This window comes from Bacillus sp. PK3-067 (genome assembly GCF_056738645.1).
Genome location: NZ_CP096490.1, coordinates 3,280,148 through 3,294,947, shown reverse-complemented (window position 1 = coordinate 3,294,947; position 14,800 = coordinate 3,280,148). Strand labels below are relative to the sequence as shown.

Here is a 14,800-nt window from a genome sequence, read left to right as displayed (position 1 = left end):
ATCCGCTATTATATAAAATTATTTGTATAATTGTAGGTGAGAACTTTTTTCAAAAGGGAGGTGTATAGTTAATGAAGTTAGTTATTCCGAAACAACATGGTGCATGGGCCATGCTTGTTATTCCTTTTTTATTAAGTGTCATACTTGGGAAACCTACTATTTATCATATTCCATTGTTTTTAGCGTGGTTCTTTATCTATTTAGCTACGTACCCATTTCTTACGTACATAAAGCAAAGACGAAAAAAAGAGTTTTTACAAGTTGCCATTATTTATTTTATTATTGCGTTCCTATTTGGGATGATTTCTTTATTATATGAGTGGCGAATTCTTTTATTCGTAATAGTAATGATTCCATTATTTATAGTGAATATGTATTACGCTCGTCAAAAAAATGAAAGAGCACTATTAAATGATATTTGTGCGATTATTGTGTTTTGTATCGGTGGGTTAATTAGTTATTACTTTTCAATGAAGCAAATCGATCATACAGCATTATTCATTGCGCTTATTTCATTTTTATACTTTTTAGGTAGTACGTTCTATGTGAAAACGATGATTCGTGAAAAAAATAACCCGAAGTATCGTCTTGTATCTTGGGGATATCATATCGTATTAACGATAATCATATTTGTGATTAATCCGTGGTGTTCTCTTATTTTTATACCAAGTGTCATTCGAGCAATTGTGTTGTATGGCAAAAAAATTTCTATTATGAAAGTAGGAATTTTAGAAATTGCTAATTCTGTATATTTTTTAATCATAACGGCAATAATTATGAAGTATGCCATTTGAAAAAACTTCCCATCAATTGATGGGAAGTTTTTAATCTTTTTCTAAAATGTGAACGGTGTACTCGCAACGTTGAATAGCTTGTTCAACAGCATAAAGTGATTGTTCAATACGAGCGCGATTAAAATCTTTTTCAACTGTTTCGAGCGCTTCTTCTAAACAATTTTTAGCTTCTTGTAATGATTGAAAAGAATCTTGTACATATCCGCGAGCATTTTGATGCATTTCATAATCCTCCTTGCATGTTCGTATATGGGTAGTATGAACAGTAAGGAAGAAAATATAATTTGTTATATTTATTATATTTGTTTGACAATTGAAGTGGAATTACGTATAGTAAGAATTAAGTGAATATTTTCTTATCCAGAGAGGTGGAGGGACTGGCCCGATGAAACCCAGCAACCGCGATGCAGGTGCTAATTCCAGCAGAACATATTTGTTCTGGGAGATAAGACGAAGATATATACGTAACTTCTTCTTATCGGAGAGGTTTTTTTATTGCAAAAAAACCGATTACGAAAATTTATATTAAGAAGAAAGGGGTTGCGCATTACTGTGACACTCGAAAAATACGTAAAACTGCGTAGTACAGTTTATGAATATATGATAGAGCAAGATAAGCCGATATCATTGTTAGATATTCAAGAACATATCGTTTCGCATCATGAAGGAAAATTCACGAAAAAGATGTTGCATCAATTTTATTTATCAAGATTATTAGACGAACTAAAACTGGATGGGAAAATTACATTAGCTGATGAATATCTCTATGCTGAAAAAGGGGTATTGTATAAGGCGAGAAAAGGGAGCTAAGCTCTCTTTTTTCTTAAAATAACGGAGTATGTAGAGTAAAAGACTGCTAAAGCAGCCTGATACAGGGAATGGTGTTGAGTGTGTAGTGTCAAAAATTGAATGTGCCTGAAAGAGGCAATTCATATCGGCTGCAAATGAAAAGAGACACCTTCGCCGAATAGGTGTCAGTCGTTTTGTCACGTAGACTTGCTACTTAACAGTAATTAGAATAACATGCAGGATTTTTGAAGTCAAAAGGGAATTAAAGGAAGGGGTACAATTATGTACGCTTACTTATTAAAAGATATAACGAAATGGATCCCAAAGTACATTGTAGATAAGGGATATGAATATTATGAAGATGGGCATGTAGAAGATGTTGAAATACAAGATAAAAAAGTGTTTGCTTTCGTTACTGGAAATGCAGGGAATTATGAAGTAGTTATCGATCTCGAAGATTTTTCAGAAAGTAACTGTGAGTGTCCCTATGAAAATTATTGTAAACATATGGTGGCAGTTGTTTATGATATGCAAGGTGCTGGTGAGAGTGCAGTTAAAGAGAAACTGAAAGATTTAGAAAAAGAAGAGTTACTTATATTATTAAATCGATTGTTGCAAAGTTCGAAAAACGTACAAATTGTAGAGAAGTTATTAAAGAAGGAGAAACTTTAACGTATAGAGGGAGTTGTTTTGTAGTGAACGTACTAATTATATATGCTCATCCTAACCCTTCAAGTTTTAACGCGGCGATTTTCAATCATGTGCAAAAAGGACTACAGGAAACAAATCATTCAGTTACCGTACTTGATTTATACAAAGAACAATTTGATCCAGTCCTCGTATTTAATGAAGAGAAGAAAAGACGCGATTTAGTAAATGAAGAGGAAACAGCTCGGTATAGAACGTTAGTAGAAGAAGCAGATACACTTCTATTCATCTATCCAATATGGTGGTGGGGGATGCCAGCAATTTTAAAAGGATTTATCGATCGTATTTTCGTAGCTGGATTTGCTTATAAATATGAAGGGGCTCTGCCGAAAGGATTATTGCAAGGGAAAAAAGCATGGGTTATTAATACGTTAGACTCGCCTCTATGGTACGTCGCATTGTTATATCGATCAGCAGATTGGATTATGATGAAGAGAGGTATTTTACGTTTTTGTGGCATTCGCGATATAAAACGGTCAGTGTTTCAATCTGTGAAAACGAGTAAAGTATCAAAGCGTGAGAAATGGTTATTACAAATAGAAGAAAAGGCTCGTGCATTATGAATGAAGTCGATCGTATTATAAACTGTGTTCAGTATGATGGCGAACTTTTTCGGAAGTATGTTACGTGTTTACTTCAATTGAAAAAATGCAGCGAAACATTTCAGCAAATTCAAATAGAGTTAAGAAATGATTATTTAATAAGAGGAATTTGTGAAAGAGAAGTTGATCAGGTAGTAAGGGGAAGTAAAGAATATGAAACATATTTTCTTCCTAAAGCGTTACAGTGGAATTTTTTGAGGGAACATCCACACCTGATCGGAAAAATTTGCGAAGATTTTTTTGCATTTGAGTCATTACATCTTACGGAATCAGAGTGGGAGAAGATTATAAATTGCGTGGGAAATAAGTGATTTATTATGTAAAAAAGCTAGTATAAAACTAGCTTTTTGTTTAAATAAATAAGAAACATAGACTAATGATAAAACCCGCATATAGTAAGTTCACAACACAAAATCCCATAATGTCACGAGCACCTAAACCAGCTATCGCTAATGCTGGTAATGCCCAGAAAGGTTGAATTAAATTCGTCCAAGCATCGCCCCATGCAATTGCCATTGCTGTTTTTGCAGCAGGTACACCAAGTTCAGCGCCAGCTGGAATCATAATTGGTGCTTGCACAGCCCATTGACCGCCGCCAGATGGAACGAAAATGTTAACAATGCCAGCACTTAAAAATGTAAAGAGCGGAAAAGTCGTTTCATTTGAAATGCTAATAAAGAAATTAGAAATAGCTCCTCCAAGTGAAAGTCCTTCACTATTTGCTCCAATCATCATGCCCATAATTCCTGCGTAAAACGGAAATTGAAGTAAAATGCCAGAAGCACTTTTCGTAGAGTCTGAAAAAGCACGAATATACTGAATCGGAGTACGGTGGAAAATAAGACCTGCAATTAATAACATAAAAATCACGATATCGAGAGTAAGGTTAAAACCTTTCGTATAAAAGTAATTGAAAATATAAATGAGACCTAACAATCCAACGCAAAGTGTAATAATAATGCTATTTTCCATCTTTTCAGCGAACGTATTTTTTTCTACTTCTTGAGCAGCAGCTTCTTCATGGAACACGCTAGGATCTACTGTAATCGTATGTTTTTCATCTGGATGCATCGCTTTATTAATGAGAGGCATCGTAATGAGAAAAATAATAACTGGAACGAGAGCGTATGGTGAGAATAACGTTTCTGTTATTGGAATCGCCTCTTTAATACTTCCAGCAGTCGTTTTAATTAACGTTTCACCGCCTGTTGCTAACGTAAGAGGAATAGAGGCAGAAAGACCGGCATGCCAAATGAGAAATCCAGAGTAAGAAGAGGCGATTGCTAGTCTATAATCTAATCCGTCCAGCTGCCTTGCCACTTCTTTTGCGTATAAAACAGATACAACAATTCCAAAGCCCCAGTTTATGTATGCACCGAGTAAACTTACAATTGAAATGGCAATAATGCCTTGTCCAGTTGTTTTTGGTAGTCTGGCAGCTTTCGTTAATCCTTTTTTAATAAGAGGAGCATTTGCTAAAGCAGATCCAGTCACGAGTACAAGTGCCATTTGCATAGAAAAGGCGAGGAGTCCCCAAATTCCATTACCCCAGTGATTAATCATTTCTACAGGTGTTTGGTGAGTCGCAAACATACCAAAGAAGATAACGAAAACAGTTAGTAAACATGATAAAATAAACGGTTCTGGCAAGAAGCGTTGCACTAAGGCGACGCAACCATTTGTAAAGGAACGAAACAAAATAGATCAACCTCCTTATGTATATGTATTACAATTATTCGAGGTTGTTTAGGAGATAACCTTCAATATAAAGAAAATTCAGATATTTACAGAGTGGTAATTTATTGATAGATTGATATAGAGCCTCGTATCAAATTCTGCTTTTAATATACTAGAAGAAAAACGGTTGGAAATGGGGTAGCACTTATAGGGATAGTATAGAGAAAGGTTACTAGCTGGCTTCAAAGCAACTGTTGCAAAGGGAGAGGAGATTAAATACAATAGTGTTGCATTACATGAGAAATATGTTTTAGCACAAATCTAGCTAAAAATGTTTATACAAATACATTTAAAATTGATGGGGGAATTATGATCAAAAGTTTTTATCTTTTAAAGCCTAAAATGTTTACGGCAGATATATATTATAAAGTTTTTATTACAGGTGACTGTATATATTTTATAAAGATTGGCGGACAGTTTCATAGCCGACATGCTTATAAAAAACAATTACCTGGTATTTCAGAGCTATTGTTTTTGTTTTGGTTCAAAAAAATTGAGAAAAAACAATTAAACTTAGAAACTGAAATAGATGCAAAAATACATACTGGCGATGTACATGAACTCTTGCAATTAAAGAATAACTTTTCAATTGAAATAAATATAATTGAAGAGGTACTATTAATAAACGATGAACGTTTCATACAGGTTTTAATGATAATGGAACAATTTCCTTTATGTTAAAAAATGATCAAAAAATAAAGTTCATCATACCGGAAGAAACTTTATTTTCATCTATAGAAGAAATTTTCGACCAATATGAACAGACAATCTTTGTAAGGGAAGTGTTTTAAAGGAAACGATTAATTTATTATCTTTTTAATAAAGTGATAGAAAGCTTCATTAAAAAGATGAAGCTTTTTACTTATAAAAGATAACAAAAGTAATACATTCATTACTACATTTGTGTGTGAATTCAAGAAAAATTAAACCACCTAGCCCCTAAAGAGAATATAGGAAGCAGATGGTTTAGGTGTTTTGAGAGGTATCCTGTTTTCAGGATTTAGTTCAAATTATTGATTTGCATTTTTATATCGAGTAAATTTAAGTTTCTGGAATAATTGTAATAGCGACAGTCCGAACCGGAGTCTCTATTTCGTCGCCTTTACTTTGGCTATTGTAGTATTTAATCATTAATTCGTTAAGTTCGTTTTGAAATTTTCCAAAGTGTTCTTCATCTAGCTTTAATTCTACTACAGAAAAAGTAGCAGTATCTTCTTGACTGTTTTGTTCCTCTAATTTCTTAAGGTAACTTTGATATTGTGTCATAAGTGATAACTGATAATAGGAAATGTAGTTTAACTTTTCATCATCAGATAATCCTTTCCATTCACTTCCTTCAATTTTTGCATCTTCTTCATTGATTGCGTAATATTTTTCAGAAACAGATTTCACCTTTTTTTCTTTAATTACATGGACGATACCAGAATCAACCATAGTTTGTAGCTGTCTATATAGTGTGGCTTGTGGTACATTTTTAATGATTTTTACCATTTCTAATGGTGTTAGCCCATCTTCCTTATTTCTCATTAACACTTGGCAAATTTTCATTCTTACCGGATGCATTAAAATTTCAACTTTATTATTCATTCGCTCACCTTATTTATTATGTATTTTTATTCTCATTATAAATAATGAGAATAAAGTTTGCAATTCATTCGTTTATGTTTTATCATTATCAATAATGAGAATGAATTTAGGGAGGAATGACAATAATGCAACTACATTATGGATTGAATGATCTTAAAGACATTGATATTATGACTTTTCTACCCATTATATTGCCAGTTATTACAGTGGGAGTACTTTTAGTTTTCATTGCATTCATTGATTTATACCGACATAGAAAAACAAGAAAAAATGTACTTGTATGGACGTTCATTATTCTTTTCATTAATGTATTGGGACCTATTTTCTACTTCGTTATAGGGAGAAAGGATAGTGAGAAATTATGAAATTAGAGATTAAAAATGTAACAAAAGTATTTAAAAGAAAAATTGCGGTTAATAATTTCTCGATGGAACTGCAAGCGGGGGAATGCGTCGGATTAATTGGACCGAACGGAGCAGGGAAATCCACATTAATAAAAGTAATTTCGGATATTATTCATCCAACTGCTGGTGAAGTTTTATTGAATGGGATAAAAATATCAAAAATGAAAAGTGAAATTGGTTATTTACCGCAATATCCTAATTTTTTCCATTGGATGACAGCGAGAGAAACGCTTACCTTTATGGGCCAACTTTCGGGATTGAAAAAAGAAGAATTGTCAAAGTCGATTCCAAAGATTTTGGAGAAAGTTGGACTAAAGGACGAAGAAAACGCAAAGGTTAGTACATTTTCTGGTGGAATGAAACAACGACTTGGTATTGCACAAGCATTATTGCATAAACCGTCACTTATTGTCATGGATGAACCGGTATCCGCATTAGATCCAATCGGCCGACGGGAAGTATTGAATTTAATTGAAGAAATAAAAAAAGATACAACCATTTTATTATCAACCCATATATTAGGCGATGTGGAAGAAATCTGTGAACGATTTGTCATTATAAAAGATGGAACAAAAATAGAAGATACAACGATTACGGAACTTTTACATCGTAATAGTGAAAATAAATTAATGATTGAAATAACAGCTAAAGATCAAAAGTGGATTGAAATTGTAAAAAAATTACCGTATGTGAAGGACGTTGAAGTGGTTGGGCTTAAAATCAAAGTGAAGGTTGAAAGCATTGAAATAAATAAAAATATGTTATTGCAAAATGCACTCGAACATAAAGTGAACATCGTTAAATTTGAAATGAGCAACGATACTTTAGAAGAAATCTTCTTGAAATTGGTGGTGCAAAAATGAATAACTCAATTGTATTGATAGAAAAAGAATGTGTTCAAATGTTACGTGATTTCAAGATTATTTGGCTACCAATTGTTTTTATATTTTTAGGCGCAACACAACCGATAGTAACTCATTATTTGCCATCAATTTTAGAAGCGTTAGGTGGAGGACAGGGAATTACCATTGATTCGAGTATGGCAACGCAAAAAGGGGGCGAAGTATTAGCGAGTACTTTGGGATCCCAGTTTGATCAGCTTGGACTTATGATTCTAGTGATTTCTATGATGGGTGCTATTCAAACAGATAAAGCTAATGGTATGTTGGCCTTTATTTTAACAAGGCCTGTTACTGTTCCTTCATATGTAGGTGGGAAAATAGTGTCGAACTATTTAATGGTAGCGTTTAGTGTAACAATTGGATTCGTTACTTCTTATATATATGTAAATTATCTTTTTACTGTTGTTCCATTCGCACACCTAATTACTGGATTACTATTTTATTTAATTTGGGTTCTTTTTATCGTATCTTTCACAACAATGATAAGTGCTATTTTTCAAAGTCAAGGTATGATTGCATTAATTTCAATTGTTTTCCTTTTAGCTTGTAGAGTAATCGTCGGTTTGAATCCAATAATGGATCAGCTTAATCCAGCCAGTATGAGTAAGTATGCAATGGAAATGTTAGTCACGGGGGGAGTAAATTCAAACGCAATAATCAATGGATTACTAACTATAGTATGGATTTTATTGACACTCTTCGTAACGTTTTATTGGATTGCTAATAAAAAGTTTAATGATGAATAACCATGATGAGTATAGTAGATTTACGAATGCTTTTAAACCTGGAATAATATAATGGATTCAAATAAAACACCGAAATAAGAAAAAGCTTCCACTACTGTGGAAGCTTTTCTAAATGATGTGCAATATCAATATACATATTTGAGTAAGTCGAATGTATTTCATTACTTGGCGTTGCGTTAGAAGAGAAATGAACGATTACCATATTTGTTTTCGGATCGATGTAAAGTGTTTGTCCGTAACTACCTAACACTTCGAAAGCACCTTGTTCATTGTGCGGAATCCACCATTGATTATGATAAGAAATGGAAGCTCCAGGGCCAATTGCAAGTTCACCTTCTTGGACATTTTTTATATCTTTAGTAATAGAAGAAGGGAGAATTTGTTTTCTGTTATATTCCCCGTTGTTTAATAGTAATTGCCCGAATCTCGCCATATCTCTAGCAGTTGCATTTAATCCAGCACTAGCTTGTTCTACTTTTGTTTCATCTGTAACGTAATACGCGTTTTCTTCCATACCAATTTGAGACCAAATTCGTTCGCTTACATTTTCAGCTAGTGATTTACCAGTAATAGTTCTAATAATCCAAGCGAGCGTTTCTGTTGATCCGTTATTGTAAGAAAAGGAAGAACCAGGCGGTGCAGTTTCTTCGGCTTCCCGTAACATATCATAAATTTTCATCGGACCGTCGTAATTTTTGCCGCGGGGTAAAATATTGCTAGCTAAATATAATTGTGCATCTTGATTTTCTAGCCCAGGTTGCTCATATCCATGAGTAGGATATTCAGCTGAAACTTGCATGTCCATTAATTGCTGAAGTGTGGCATTACCGAACGGTGTGTTTTTTAATTCTTTTATGTAAGTGTCAGCTGTTTTCTCTAAATCGATACGATTCTCTTCAGCGAGAGATTGTATAATTGCCCCGGTAAAGACTTTTGCTAATGATGCCATACCATGAGGTTCATTCTGTTTATACCCATTGAAATATCGTTCGTAAACAAGTTGTCCATTATGTACAACGACAAAAGCATCTGTTTTGTTATCATCTAAAAGTTTTTTTAGAGGAGTTGTATTTCCGAATCTACGCTCCACAGCAAAATCGTCTAAGTTTTGCAATGCGGAAGGGAAGTGAGCAATTTGGTCAGGATTGTTTTTTACGTCATTAACTAAAGTGAATTCTTTCATGTGTGTGTACGACCAACGTAAGTAAGGGTCATTTAACCAGTTTTCTTTTGTCACATTATGTTTTGATGGGGTCGTTTTATTTTGTTTGAAGTAAGTAAACCCAAGCCCTGTAATTACAAATATGAATGTTAGTATAAGTAAGAGTAGGGGAGATTTTTTTAGTTTCATATATGGCCCTCCTTTTTATTTCTACTATAAGTATACGCTCGTCTTGAAAGAAATACAAAATAAGGAAAGTAAACGGGGAAGTTTACTTTCCTTATTAACGTTAAGCGGAAATTTTTCCGTCTGTAGGTTGTTTCTTGAATTTTTGTTTTCGTCCGTGTAATCCATAATATAAAAGTAAAGTGAACGCAACGATAATAGCTGCGATAAAATACATATTATGATAACTGGATTTCGCTGCGACAATACCTAAAATGAAAGAACCAAAACCAATACCACTATCAAAGAATGAGAAATACGTAGCTGTCGCAGAACCACGTCTATGGTTTGGAGCGGCAGAAATCGCAATCGTTTGGAAACTTGGAATTAATGTCCCGTAACCTAAACCGATTAGCATACCTGCGCCAAGGAACCAAAATGAAGTTTGTGCTTGGCTTAATATGAACATTCCGATTGTGAAAATAATGATAGCAGGGTAAACGAGTACATTTTCACCGAAGCGATCAAAAATCTTTCCTGTAAATGGACGAGAAATGACAACAACAAGTGCGTATAAAATAAAGAAGTAACTTGCAATTTCACTTAAACCGAGTTCTTTCGCATAAATAGGAATAAAGGATAAAATACCACTATAAGAAAAGGCTAAAACAAATCCTGTAAGTGCAATCGGAATAGAAGATGGTTCGATTAAGTCTTTCCATTTCATTTTTTCACGTTTTTGTTTGCTAACAGGTGCTTCGTGCGGAATATCTACAAGTAGTCCTAATAAAAATGCAAGTAATGAAAATACGGAACAAACGATAAATAATACAGTAAACGAAAAATGAGAAATAATTGTTAAACCTAAAAAAGGACCAATTACCATCGGCAGACTCATAAATACGCCGAAATATGCAAGCGCTTCGCCTCGTCGATGAGCTGGCGCAACATCAGTTACAATCGTACCAGTAGCTGTCGTTGCCATCCCGAACCCAATACCGTGCAAGAAGCGAAGGGCAAGTAATAAGAATAAACTTTGCGCACCGAAATACATAACAGTAGCGGCTAAAAATAATGAAAGTGAAATAAATAATATTTTCTTTCTTCCTAAATCATCGAGCCATTTTCCTGTGAATGGTCTACATAAAACAGAAGAAATAAGAAACACAGTTGCAACTAAACCAATTTCCTCAGGTTTTCCTTTTAGGCCGTCTATGACATAGACAGGCAGAGTAGTCATAAGCATGTAAAATGTTAAGAAGAGAAATAGACTACTAAAACAAGTTCCGAGGAAATCCTTCGTCCAAAGTTTCTCACTTTGCATCGTCATCCCTCCAATTTAATCTAAATTTTTAATAATTTGTTGTAACACTTGAAATGCTTGATGTAAATCATCTTCATTAATACCTTCTAGCGTTTTTTCTTCGAAAGTATCAACTTCTTCTTGCCATACTGGAATCATCTTTATCGCTGTTTCGGATAAAGAAATGAGCTTCTCGCGGCGATCTTTACCTTCTGTACGAATAATCCATCCCATCGTTTCCATACGTGTTAACGTACGAGTCATCGTTGGTGATTCAACATTTAAATACTGGCACAATTCTGTTTGCGTACAAGAACCAGTTTGATTAATGCGGAAAATAACAGCCCATTGCGCACTAAATAACCCTGTTGGAGATACACGTTCATTAAATTTCTTCGTAAACTTTCGAGAAGTCTGGCTGACGATGTGAAAAAAATGTTGTTTTTCGTCCATGTATGTTGATCCTTTCAAATTAGTTACCTAGCTAACTATATACTTTTTTATAATAATTGTCTAGTAATAGACATGTTGATTTATGTAAAAAATTCTTATAGGTTTTATGTTGCGAACGTATATTCTACGTGCTATTCTTTAATTAAGTAAAGAATTTTCTTTCTATTAAATAGAATGGGGGAACTTGTGATGATTAAGCCTGCAACAATGGAGTTTGTTTCACTATCGAACGGAGAAACGATTGCATATCAGGAAGTTGGAAGGCGAAATACAGATATTCTTGTACTCATTCACGGGAACATGACATCGTCACAACATTGGGATTTAGTTATTGAAAAGTTGCAAGATCAATACCATATTTACGCTCTTGATTTAAGAGGGTTTGGACAATCAACGTATAATCAGTCGATAGATTCATTACAAGACTTTGCAGACGATGTAAAATTATTTATTGACGAGTTAAAGCTAGAGAAATTTTCATTAATGGGCTGGTCAATGGGTGGTGGCGTTGCGATGCAATTTACAGCGAATCACCCAACTTTTGTAGAAAAGTTAATTTTAGTAGAATCAGTAGGAATGAAAGGATACCCAATCTTTAAAAAAGATACGAATGGGCAGCCGATTGTATCAAGTTTAGTAAAGACGAAAGAAGAAATTGCGCAAGATCCAGTACAAATCGCTCCCGTATTAGATGCGATAAAAAATATGAACAAACTATATTACCGTACAGTATGGAATCTATTAATATATACACATAATCAACCTGAACCGGATCGTTATGAAAAGTATTTAGATGATATGTTAACGCAACGTAATTTCGTAGATGTGAATTATGCGCTCATTACATTTAATATTTCAGATGAACATAATGGGGTTGTAGAGGGAAGTAAACAAATTCATCGTATTAAAGCGCCAACACTCGTCATACAAGGTGATAGAGATTATGTCGTACCGCAAGTAGTCGGTGAGGAATTAGCGAAACATTTGCCAAATGCAGAGTTGAAGGTATTAGAAGATTGCGGACACTCGCCGTTTATTGATTGTTTAGATGTATTTATAAAACATGTAGAGGATTGGTTAGAACAGAAATAATCCCCGAAATGAGAAGTGTTGCATATACTATAACATTTGTATGTATAAGGGGAGATTAACAATGCATAAACCATCCTTAATCGCTTATTCGCCATATAATCATCATATCTATACAAAAATAATGATAGATCCGATGTATATGCAAGTTTCACCAGCTGTAGTTCCTTTACAAATGCAGCAGCCACTAACAGCTCATATGCAACATTACTTATATGGACCTTCATTTTATGAAAATCCATATTTTAAACACTTTCATTACAATGTGAAAGCGCAAGTTTGGGAAGGATAAGATAACAAGCTAAAAGGTTCATTCTTTTAGCTTGTTTTTTATTGCGAATATTCGTACACGCATTTGAAGAAACAGTTTATAATGAAAAGTGGAAGCGTGAGAAGGAGAGGGACAGAGGATGTCAATGCGTTTTACTTTTTGGATTATGGTTGGGATTGTAGCAATCTCGGGTTTGTCACAAGGAATGCTCTTACCGGCCATTGCAATGATTTTTGAACAAGAAGGGGTTAGTTCAAGTATTAATGGTATTCATGCGACGGCATTGTACATTGGAATATTAGTTATTTCGCCGTTTCTTGAAAAACCGATGCAAAGGTTTGGAATGAAGCCGATTATTGTTATAGGTGGGTTTCTCGTTATTATTTCATTATTCTTTTTTACACAAACATTTTCATTTTGGGTATGGTTTATCCTTAGATTTCTAGTTGGAGTTGGAGATCATATGCTTCATGTCGGAACACAAACATGGATCACGACAACATCAGACCCAAGTAAAATAGGGAGACAAGTATCGATATACGGTGTATTCTTCGGAATTGGTTTTGCCGTTGGTCCGTATTTAGCAAGCACTGTGCAGTACGGTCTTGCAACACCATTTATTATATCTACTATACTTTGTCTAATAGGTTGGCTTTTACTACTTCCAACAAAAAATGCATTCCCAGCGCAAGATGAAAGAGAAGCGAAGAGTGAATCATCATTTTCTCGTTATAAACAAGTTATTGGATTAGGATGGATTGCACTGCTGGGACCACTTGCATATGGCGTACTTGAAGCAATGTTAAACAGTAACTTACCAGTATACGCACTTCGTAAAGGGTGGTCTGTTTCAGATGTATCCTTCTTGTTACCAGCATTTGCAGTTGGGGGTATTATTACACAAATTCCGCTCGGTATATTAAGTGATAAATACGGAAGGGACCGTATATTAACTTGGACGTTTAGCATAAGTACGGGCATTTTTCTACTTGCCGCCGTATTTGATCAATATTACTGGATTGTCTTTGCCTGCATGCTTTTAGCGGGTATGGTTATTGGATCGTGCTTCTCTTTAGGGCTTGGATTTATGACTGACTTATTACCGAGACACTTACTACCGGCAGGTAATATATTATCCGGAATCGCTTTTAGTTTAGGAAGTATTATGGGACCTGTATTAGGCGGCGTATTTATAGAAAAAATACAGTATACAAGCTTTTTTATTGCGGTTATGATTATAATGGGAATTCTCGCAATGTTATATATGGTCTACATGAAAAATCAATTCGCATCAAGAAAAATAGAAAGTAGGTTAGGGCATGACAAAACAACCTAATAAAAAGAAATTTGAAGTACTTGAAAATGAAACAATTACAGACTGCTTAGCACGTATGGAACAAGAAGGCTACGCTCCGTCTCGTCGTATGGAAGAGCCAATCTTTCATGAAGTAAAGAAAGACGGCAAAACAGTAGTTGAGCCGTGCGGTAGGAAGATTGTTTTTGAAGGGAAATTGAAGTAATCCAATAACAAATTCTCTTTATAGTATAGAGCCATCCAATAGTTGGGTGGCTTGTTTTTTTATTAATCAATGAAGGAATTGAATAGAATGAATCTCTCGTTCATTTCTCCTAATTGGCTTCTTTATATGGGGCAAAAGATTGCTACTTTTTTCGTATATTGGTAAAATAAGTTCTTGGGTCTTACTTATTGTTATCGGTATAATGTTTGTCGCTTGAATGAAAGAAATTAGTTGCAAAAATTTCGCACTATGTAAAGGGGTACAGCAACGATCCCCTTTTTGGGAGGCACCTTAAACATAAAGCGAGAGAAGAGGCTATATGAACGATTCTCCTATCTTGTTTAAATATTAAACGAGTTACTGCAATTGGAACAGGTATATCAAACTAGTCGACATCCTGATGGATTATGTTTTTCTAGTAATCTATTACTTCTGATGGAATCGATAGATTGCTAGAAAGCGGAAAACAATTATTAATATATTCCGAAGCAGGTGTAACAGAGTGTCCTTCCATAATTAAGGGTAAAACCAAAATACGTTTTTTTAAAGAATGATTTGTTAGAACAGG

Annotated in this window: 18 protein-coding genes, 1 pseudogene and 1 riboswitch; of the genes and pseudogenes, 13 read left to right on the top strand and 6 right to left on the bottom strand. The window is 34.4% G+C overall.

What is annotated here, in order from left to right; genetic code table 11:
- Window positions 1-71: 71 nt before the first annotated feature.
- Window positions 72-794 carry a YwiC-like family protein gene (locus M1D73_RS16930; RefSeq protein WP_481157926.1) on the top strand — a complete coding sequence of 241 codons (723 nt, stop codon included), beginning with the start codon at window positions 72-74 and terminating at the stop codon, window positions 792-794.
- A gap of 30 nt (window positions 795-824) precedes the next feature.
- Here M1D73_RS16930 and M1D73_RS16925 read toward each other — a convergent pair whose 3' ends face one another.
- Entirely contained in the window at window positions 825-1,016 is a 192-nt protein-coding gene (locus M1D73_RS16925) for a hypothetical protein (protein WP_000554032.1), read from the bottom strand.
- 131 nt (window positions 1,017-1,147) lie between these two features.
- Window positions 1,148-1,246: riboswitch (SAM riboswitch) on the top strand.
- A gap of 100 nt (window positions 1,247-1,346) precedes the next feature.
- Here M1D73_RS16925 and M1D73_RS16920 point away from each other — a divergent pair.
- The 4 genes from M1D73_RS16920 (at window position 1,347) to M1D73_RS16905 (ending at window position 3,204) form a co-directional block, all read left to right on the top strand.
- Entirely contained in the window at window positions 1,347-1,604 is a 258-nt protein-coding gene (locus M1D73_RS16920; RefSeq protein ID WP_000171476.1) for a hypothetical protein, read from the top strand.
- Between the two features lie 261 nt (window positions 1,605-1,865).
- Entirely contained in the window at window positions 1,866-2,255 is a 390-nt protein-coding gene (locus tag M1D73_RS16915; protein WP_000271531.1) for an SWIM zinc finger family protein, read from the top strand.
- Between the two features lie 23 nt (window positions 2,256-2,278).
- A complete protein-coding gene (locus tag M1D73_RS16910; RefSeq protein WP_001101572.1) occupies window positions 2,279-2,854 on the top strand; it encodes an NAD(P)H-dependent oxidoreductase in 576 nt (191 codons plus the stop codon).
- Window positions 2,851-3,204: a hypothetical protein gene (locus M1D73_RS16905; protein WP_001006479.1), complete on the top strand. Its 354-nt coding sequence runs from the start codon at window positions 2,851-2,853 to the stop codon at window positions 3,202-3,204. Before M1D73_RS16910 ends, M1D73_RS16905 begins: the two co-directional genes overlap by 4 nt.
- A 40-nt stretch (window positions 3,205-3,244) precedes the next feature.
- On the opposite strand, the gene M1D73_RS16900 is transcribed toward M1D73_RS16905, so the two are convergent.
- On the bottom strand, window positions 3,245-4,591 hold the full coding sequence (locus tag M1D73_RS16900; RefSeq protein WP_000490030.1) for a short-chain fatty acid transporter: 1,347 nt from the start codon (window positions 4,589-4,591) through the stop codon (window positions 3,245-3,247).
- Between the two features lie 348 nt (window positions 4,592-4,939).
- Between M1D73_RS16900 and M1D73_RS16895 the strand changes: the two are divergent.
- Window positions 4,940-5,421 (top strand): annotated as a pseudogene (locus M1D73_RS16895) (hypothetical protein).
- 250 nt (window positions 5,422-5,671) lie between these two features.
- Here the strand turns inward: M1D73_RS16895 and M1D73_RS16890 are convergent.
- The gene (locus M1D73_RS16890) at window positions 5,672-6,217 is read right to left on the bottom strand and encodes a transcriptional regulator (RefSeq protein WP_001060889.1); all 546 of its coding nucleotides are present in this window, start codon (window positions 6,215-6,217) and stop codon (window positions 5,672-5,674) included.
- Window positions 6,218-6,342: 125 nt separating this feature from the next.
- On the opposite strand from M1D73_RS16890, the gene M1D73_RS16885 reads away from it, so the two are divergent.
- Genes M1D73_RS16885 through M1D73_RS16875 form a run of 3 tightly spaced genes read left to right on the top strand, consistent with a single transcriptional unit; the run spans window position 6,343 to window position 8,269 of the window.
- Window positions 6,343-6,582: a PLDc N-terminal domain-containing protein gene (locus tag M1D73_RS16885; RefSeq protein WP_121868253.1), complete on the top strand. Its 240-nt coding sequence runs from the start codon at window positions 6,343-6,345 to the stop codon at window positions 6,580-6,582.
- Entirely contained in the window at window positions 6,579-7,484 is a 906-nt protein-coding gene (locus tag M1D73_RS16880) for an ABC transporter ATP-binding protein (protein WP_208755724.1), read from the top strand. The genes M1D73_RS16885 and M1D73_RS16880 overlap by 4 nt, the downstream gene beginning before the upstream one ends.
- Window positions 7,481-8,269, top strand: coding sequence for an ABC transporter permease subunit (locus tag M1D73_RS16875; protein ID WP_121868255.1), 789 nt, complete (start codon window positions 7,481-7,483; stop codon window positions 8,267-8,269). The genes M1D73_RS16880 and M1D73_RS16875 overlap by 4 nt, the downstream gene beginning before the upstream one ends.
- Before the next feature lie 91 nt (window positions 8,270-8,360).
- Here M1D73_RS16875 and M1D73_RS16870 read toward each other — a convergent pair whose 3' ends face one another.
- The 3 genes from M1D73_RS16870 to M1D73_RS16860 form a co-directional block, all read right to left on the bottom strand.
- Window positions 8,361-9,620, bottom strand: coding sequence for a serine hydrolase domain-containing protein (locus tag M1D73_RS16870; RefSeq protein ID WP_121868256.1), 1,260 nt, complete (start codon window positions 9,618-9,620; stop codon window positions 8,361-8,363).
- A gap of 100 nt (window positions 9,621-9,720) precedes the next feature.
- On the bottom strand, window positions 9,721-10,920 hold the full coding sequence (locus M1D73_RS16865) for an MFS transporter (RefSeq protein WP_001190318.1): 1,200 nt from the start codon (window positions 10,918-10,920) through the stop codon (window positions 9,721-9,723).
- 15 nt (window positions 10,921-10,935) lie between these two features.
- The gene (locus tag M1D73_RS16860) at window positions 10,936-11,352 is read right to left on the bottom strand and encodes a MarR family winged helix-turn-helix transcriptional regulator (protein WP_000343680.1); all 417 of its coding nucleotides are present in this window, start codon (window positions 11,350-11,352) and stop codon (window positions 10,936-10,938) included.
- A gap of 189 nt (window positions 11,353-11,541) precedes the next feature.
- On the opposite strand from M1D73_RS16860, the gene phaZ reads away from it, so the two are divergent.
- From phaZ to M1D73_RS16840, 4 genes are all read left to right on the top strand, one after another.
- Entirely contained in the window at window positions 11,542-12,444 is a 903-nt protein-coding gene (gene phaZ, locus M1D73_RS16855; RefSeq protein ID WP_000594877.1) for an intracellular short-chain-length polyhydroxyalkanoate depolymerase, read from the top strand.
- Between the two features lie 61 nt (window positions 12,445-12,505).
- Window positions 12,506-12,733, top strand: coding sequence for a hypothetical protein (locus M1D73_RS16850; protein ID WP_000549500.1), 228 nt, complete (start codon window positions 12,506-12,508; stop codon window positions 12,731-12,733).
- A 118-nt stretch (window positions 12,734-12,851) separates the two neighbouring features.
- The gene (locus tag M1D73_RS16845) at window positions 12,852-14,048 is read left to right on the top strand and encodes an MFS transporter (protein ID WP_098213255.1); all 1,197 of its coding nucleotides are present in this window, start codon (window positions 12,852-12,854) and stop codon (window positions 14,046-14,048) included.
- Window positions 14,032-14,232 (top strand): NETI motif-containing protein, encoded by a 201-nt coding sequence (locus M1D73_RS16840; RefSeq protein WP_000166303.1) that lies wholly within the window; start codon window positions 14,032-14,034, stop codon window positions 14,230-14,232. Before M1D73_RS16845 ends, M1D73_RS16840 begins: the two co-directional genes overlap by 17 nt.
- Window positions 14,233-14,800: the final 568 nt, after the last annotated feature.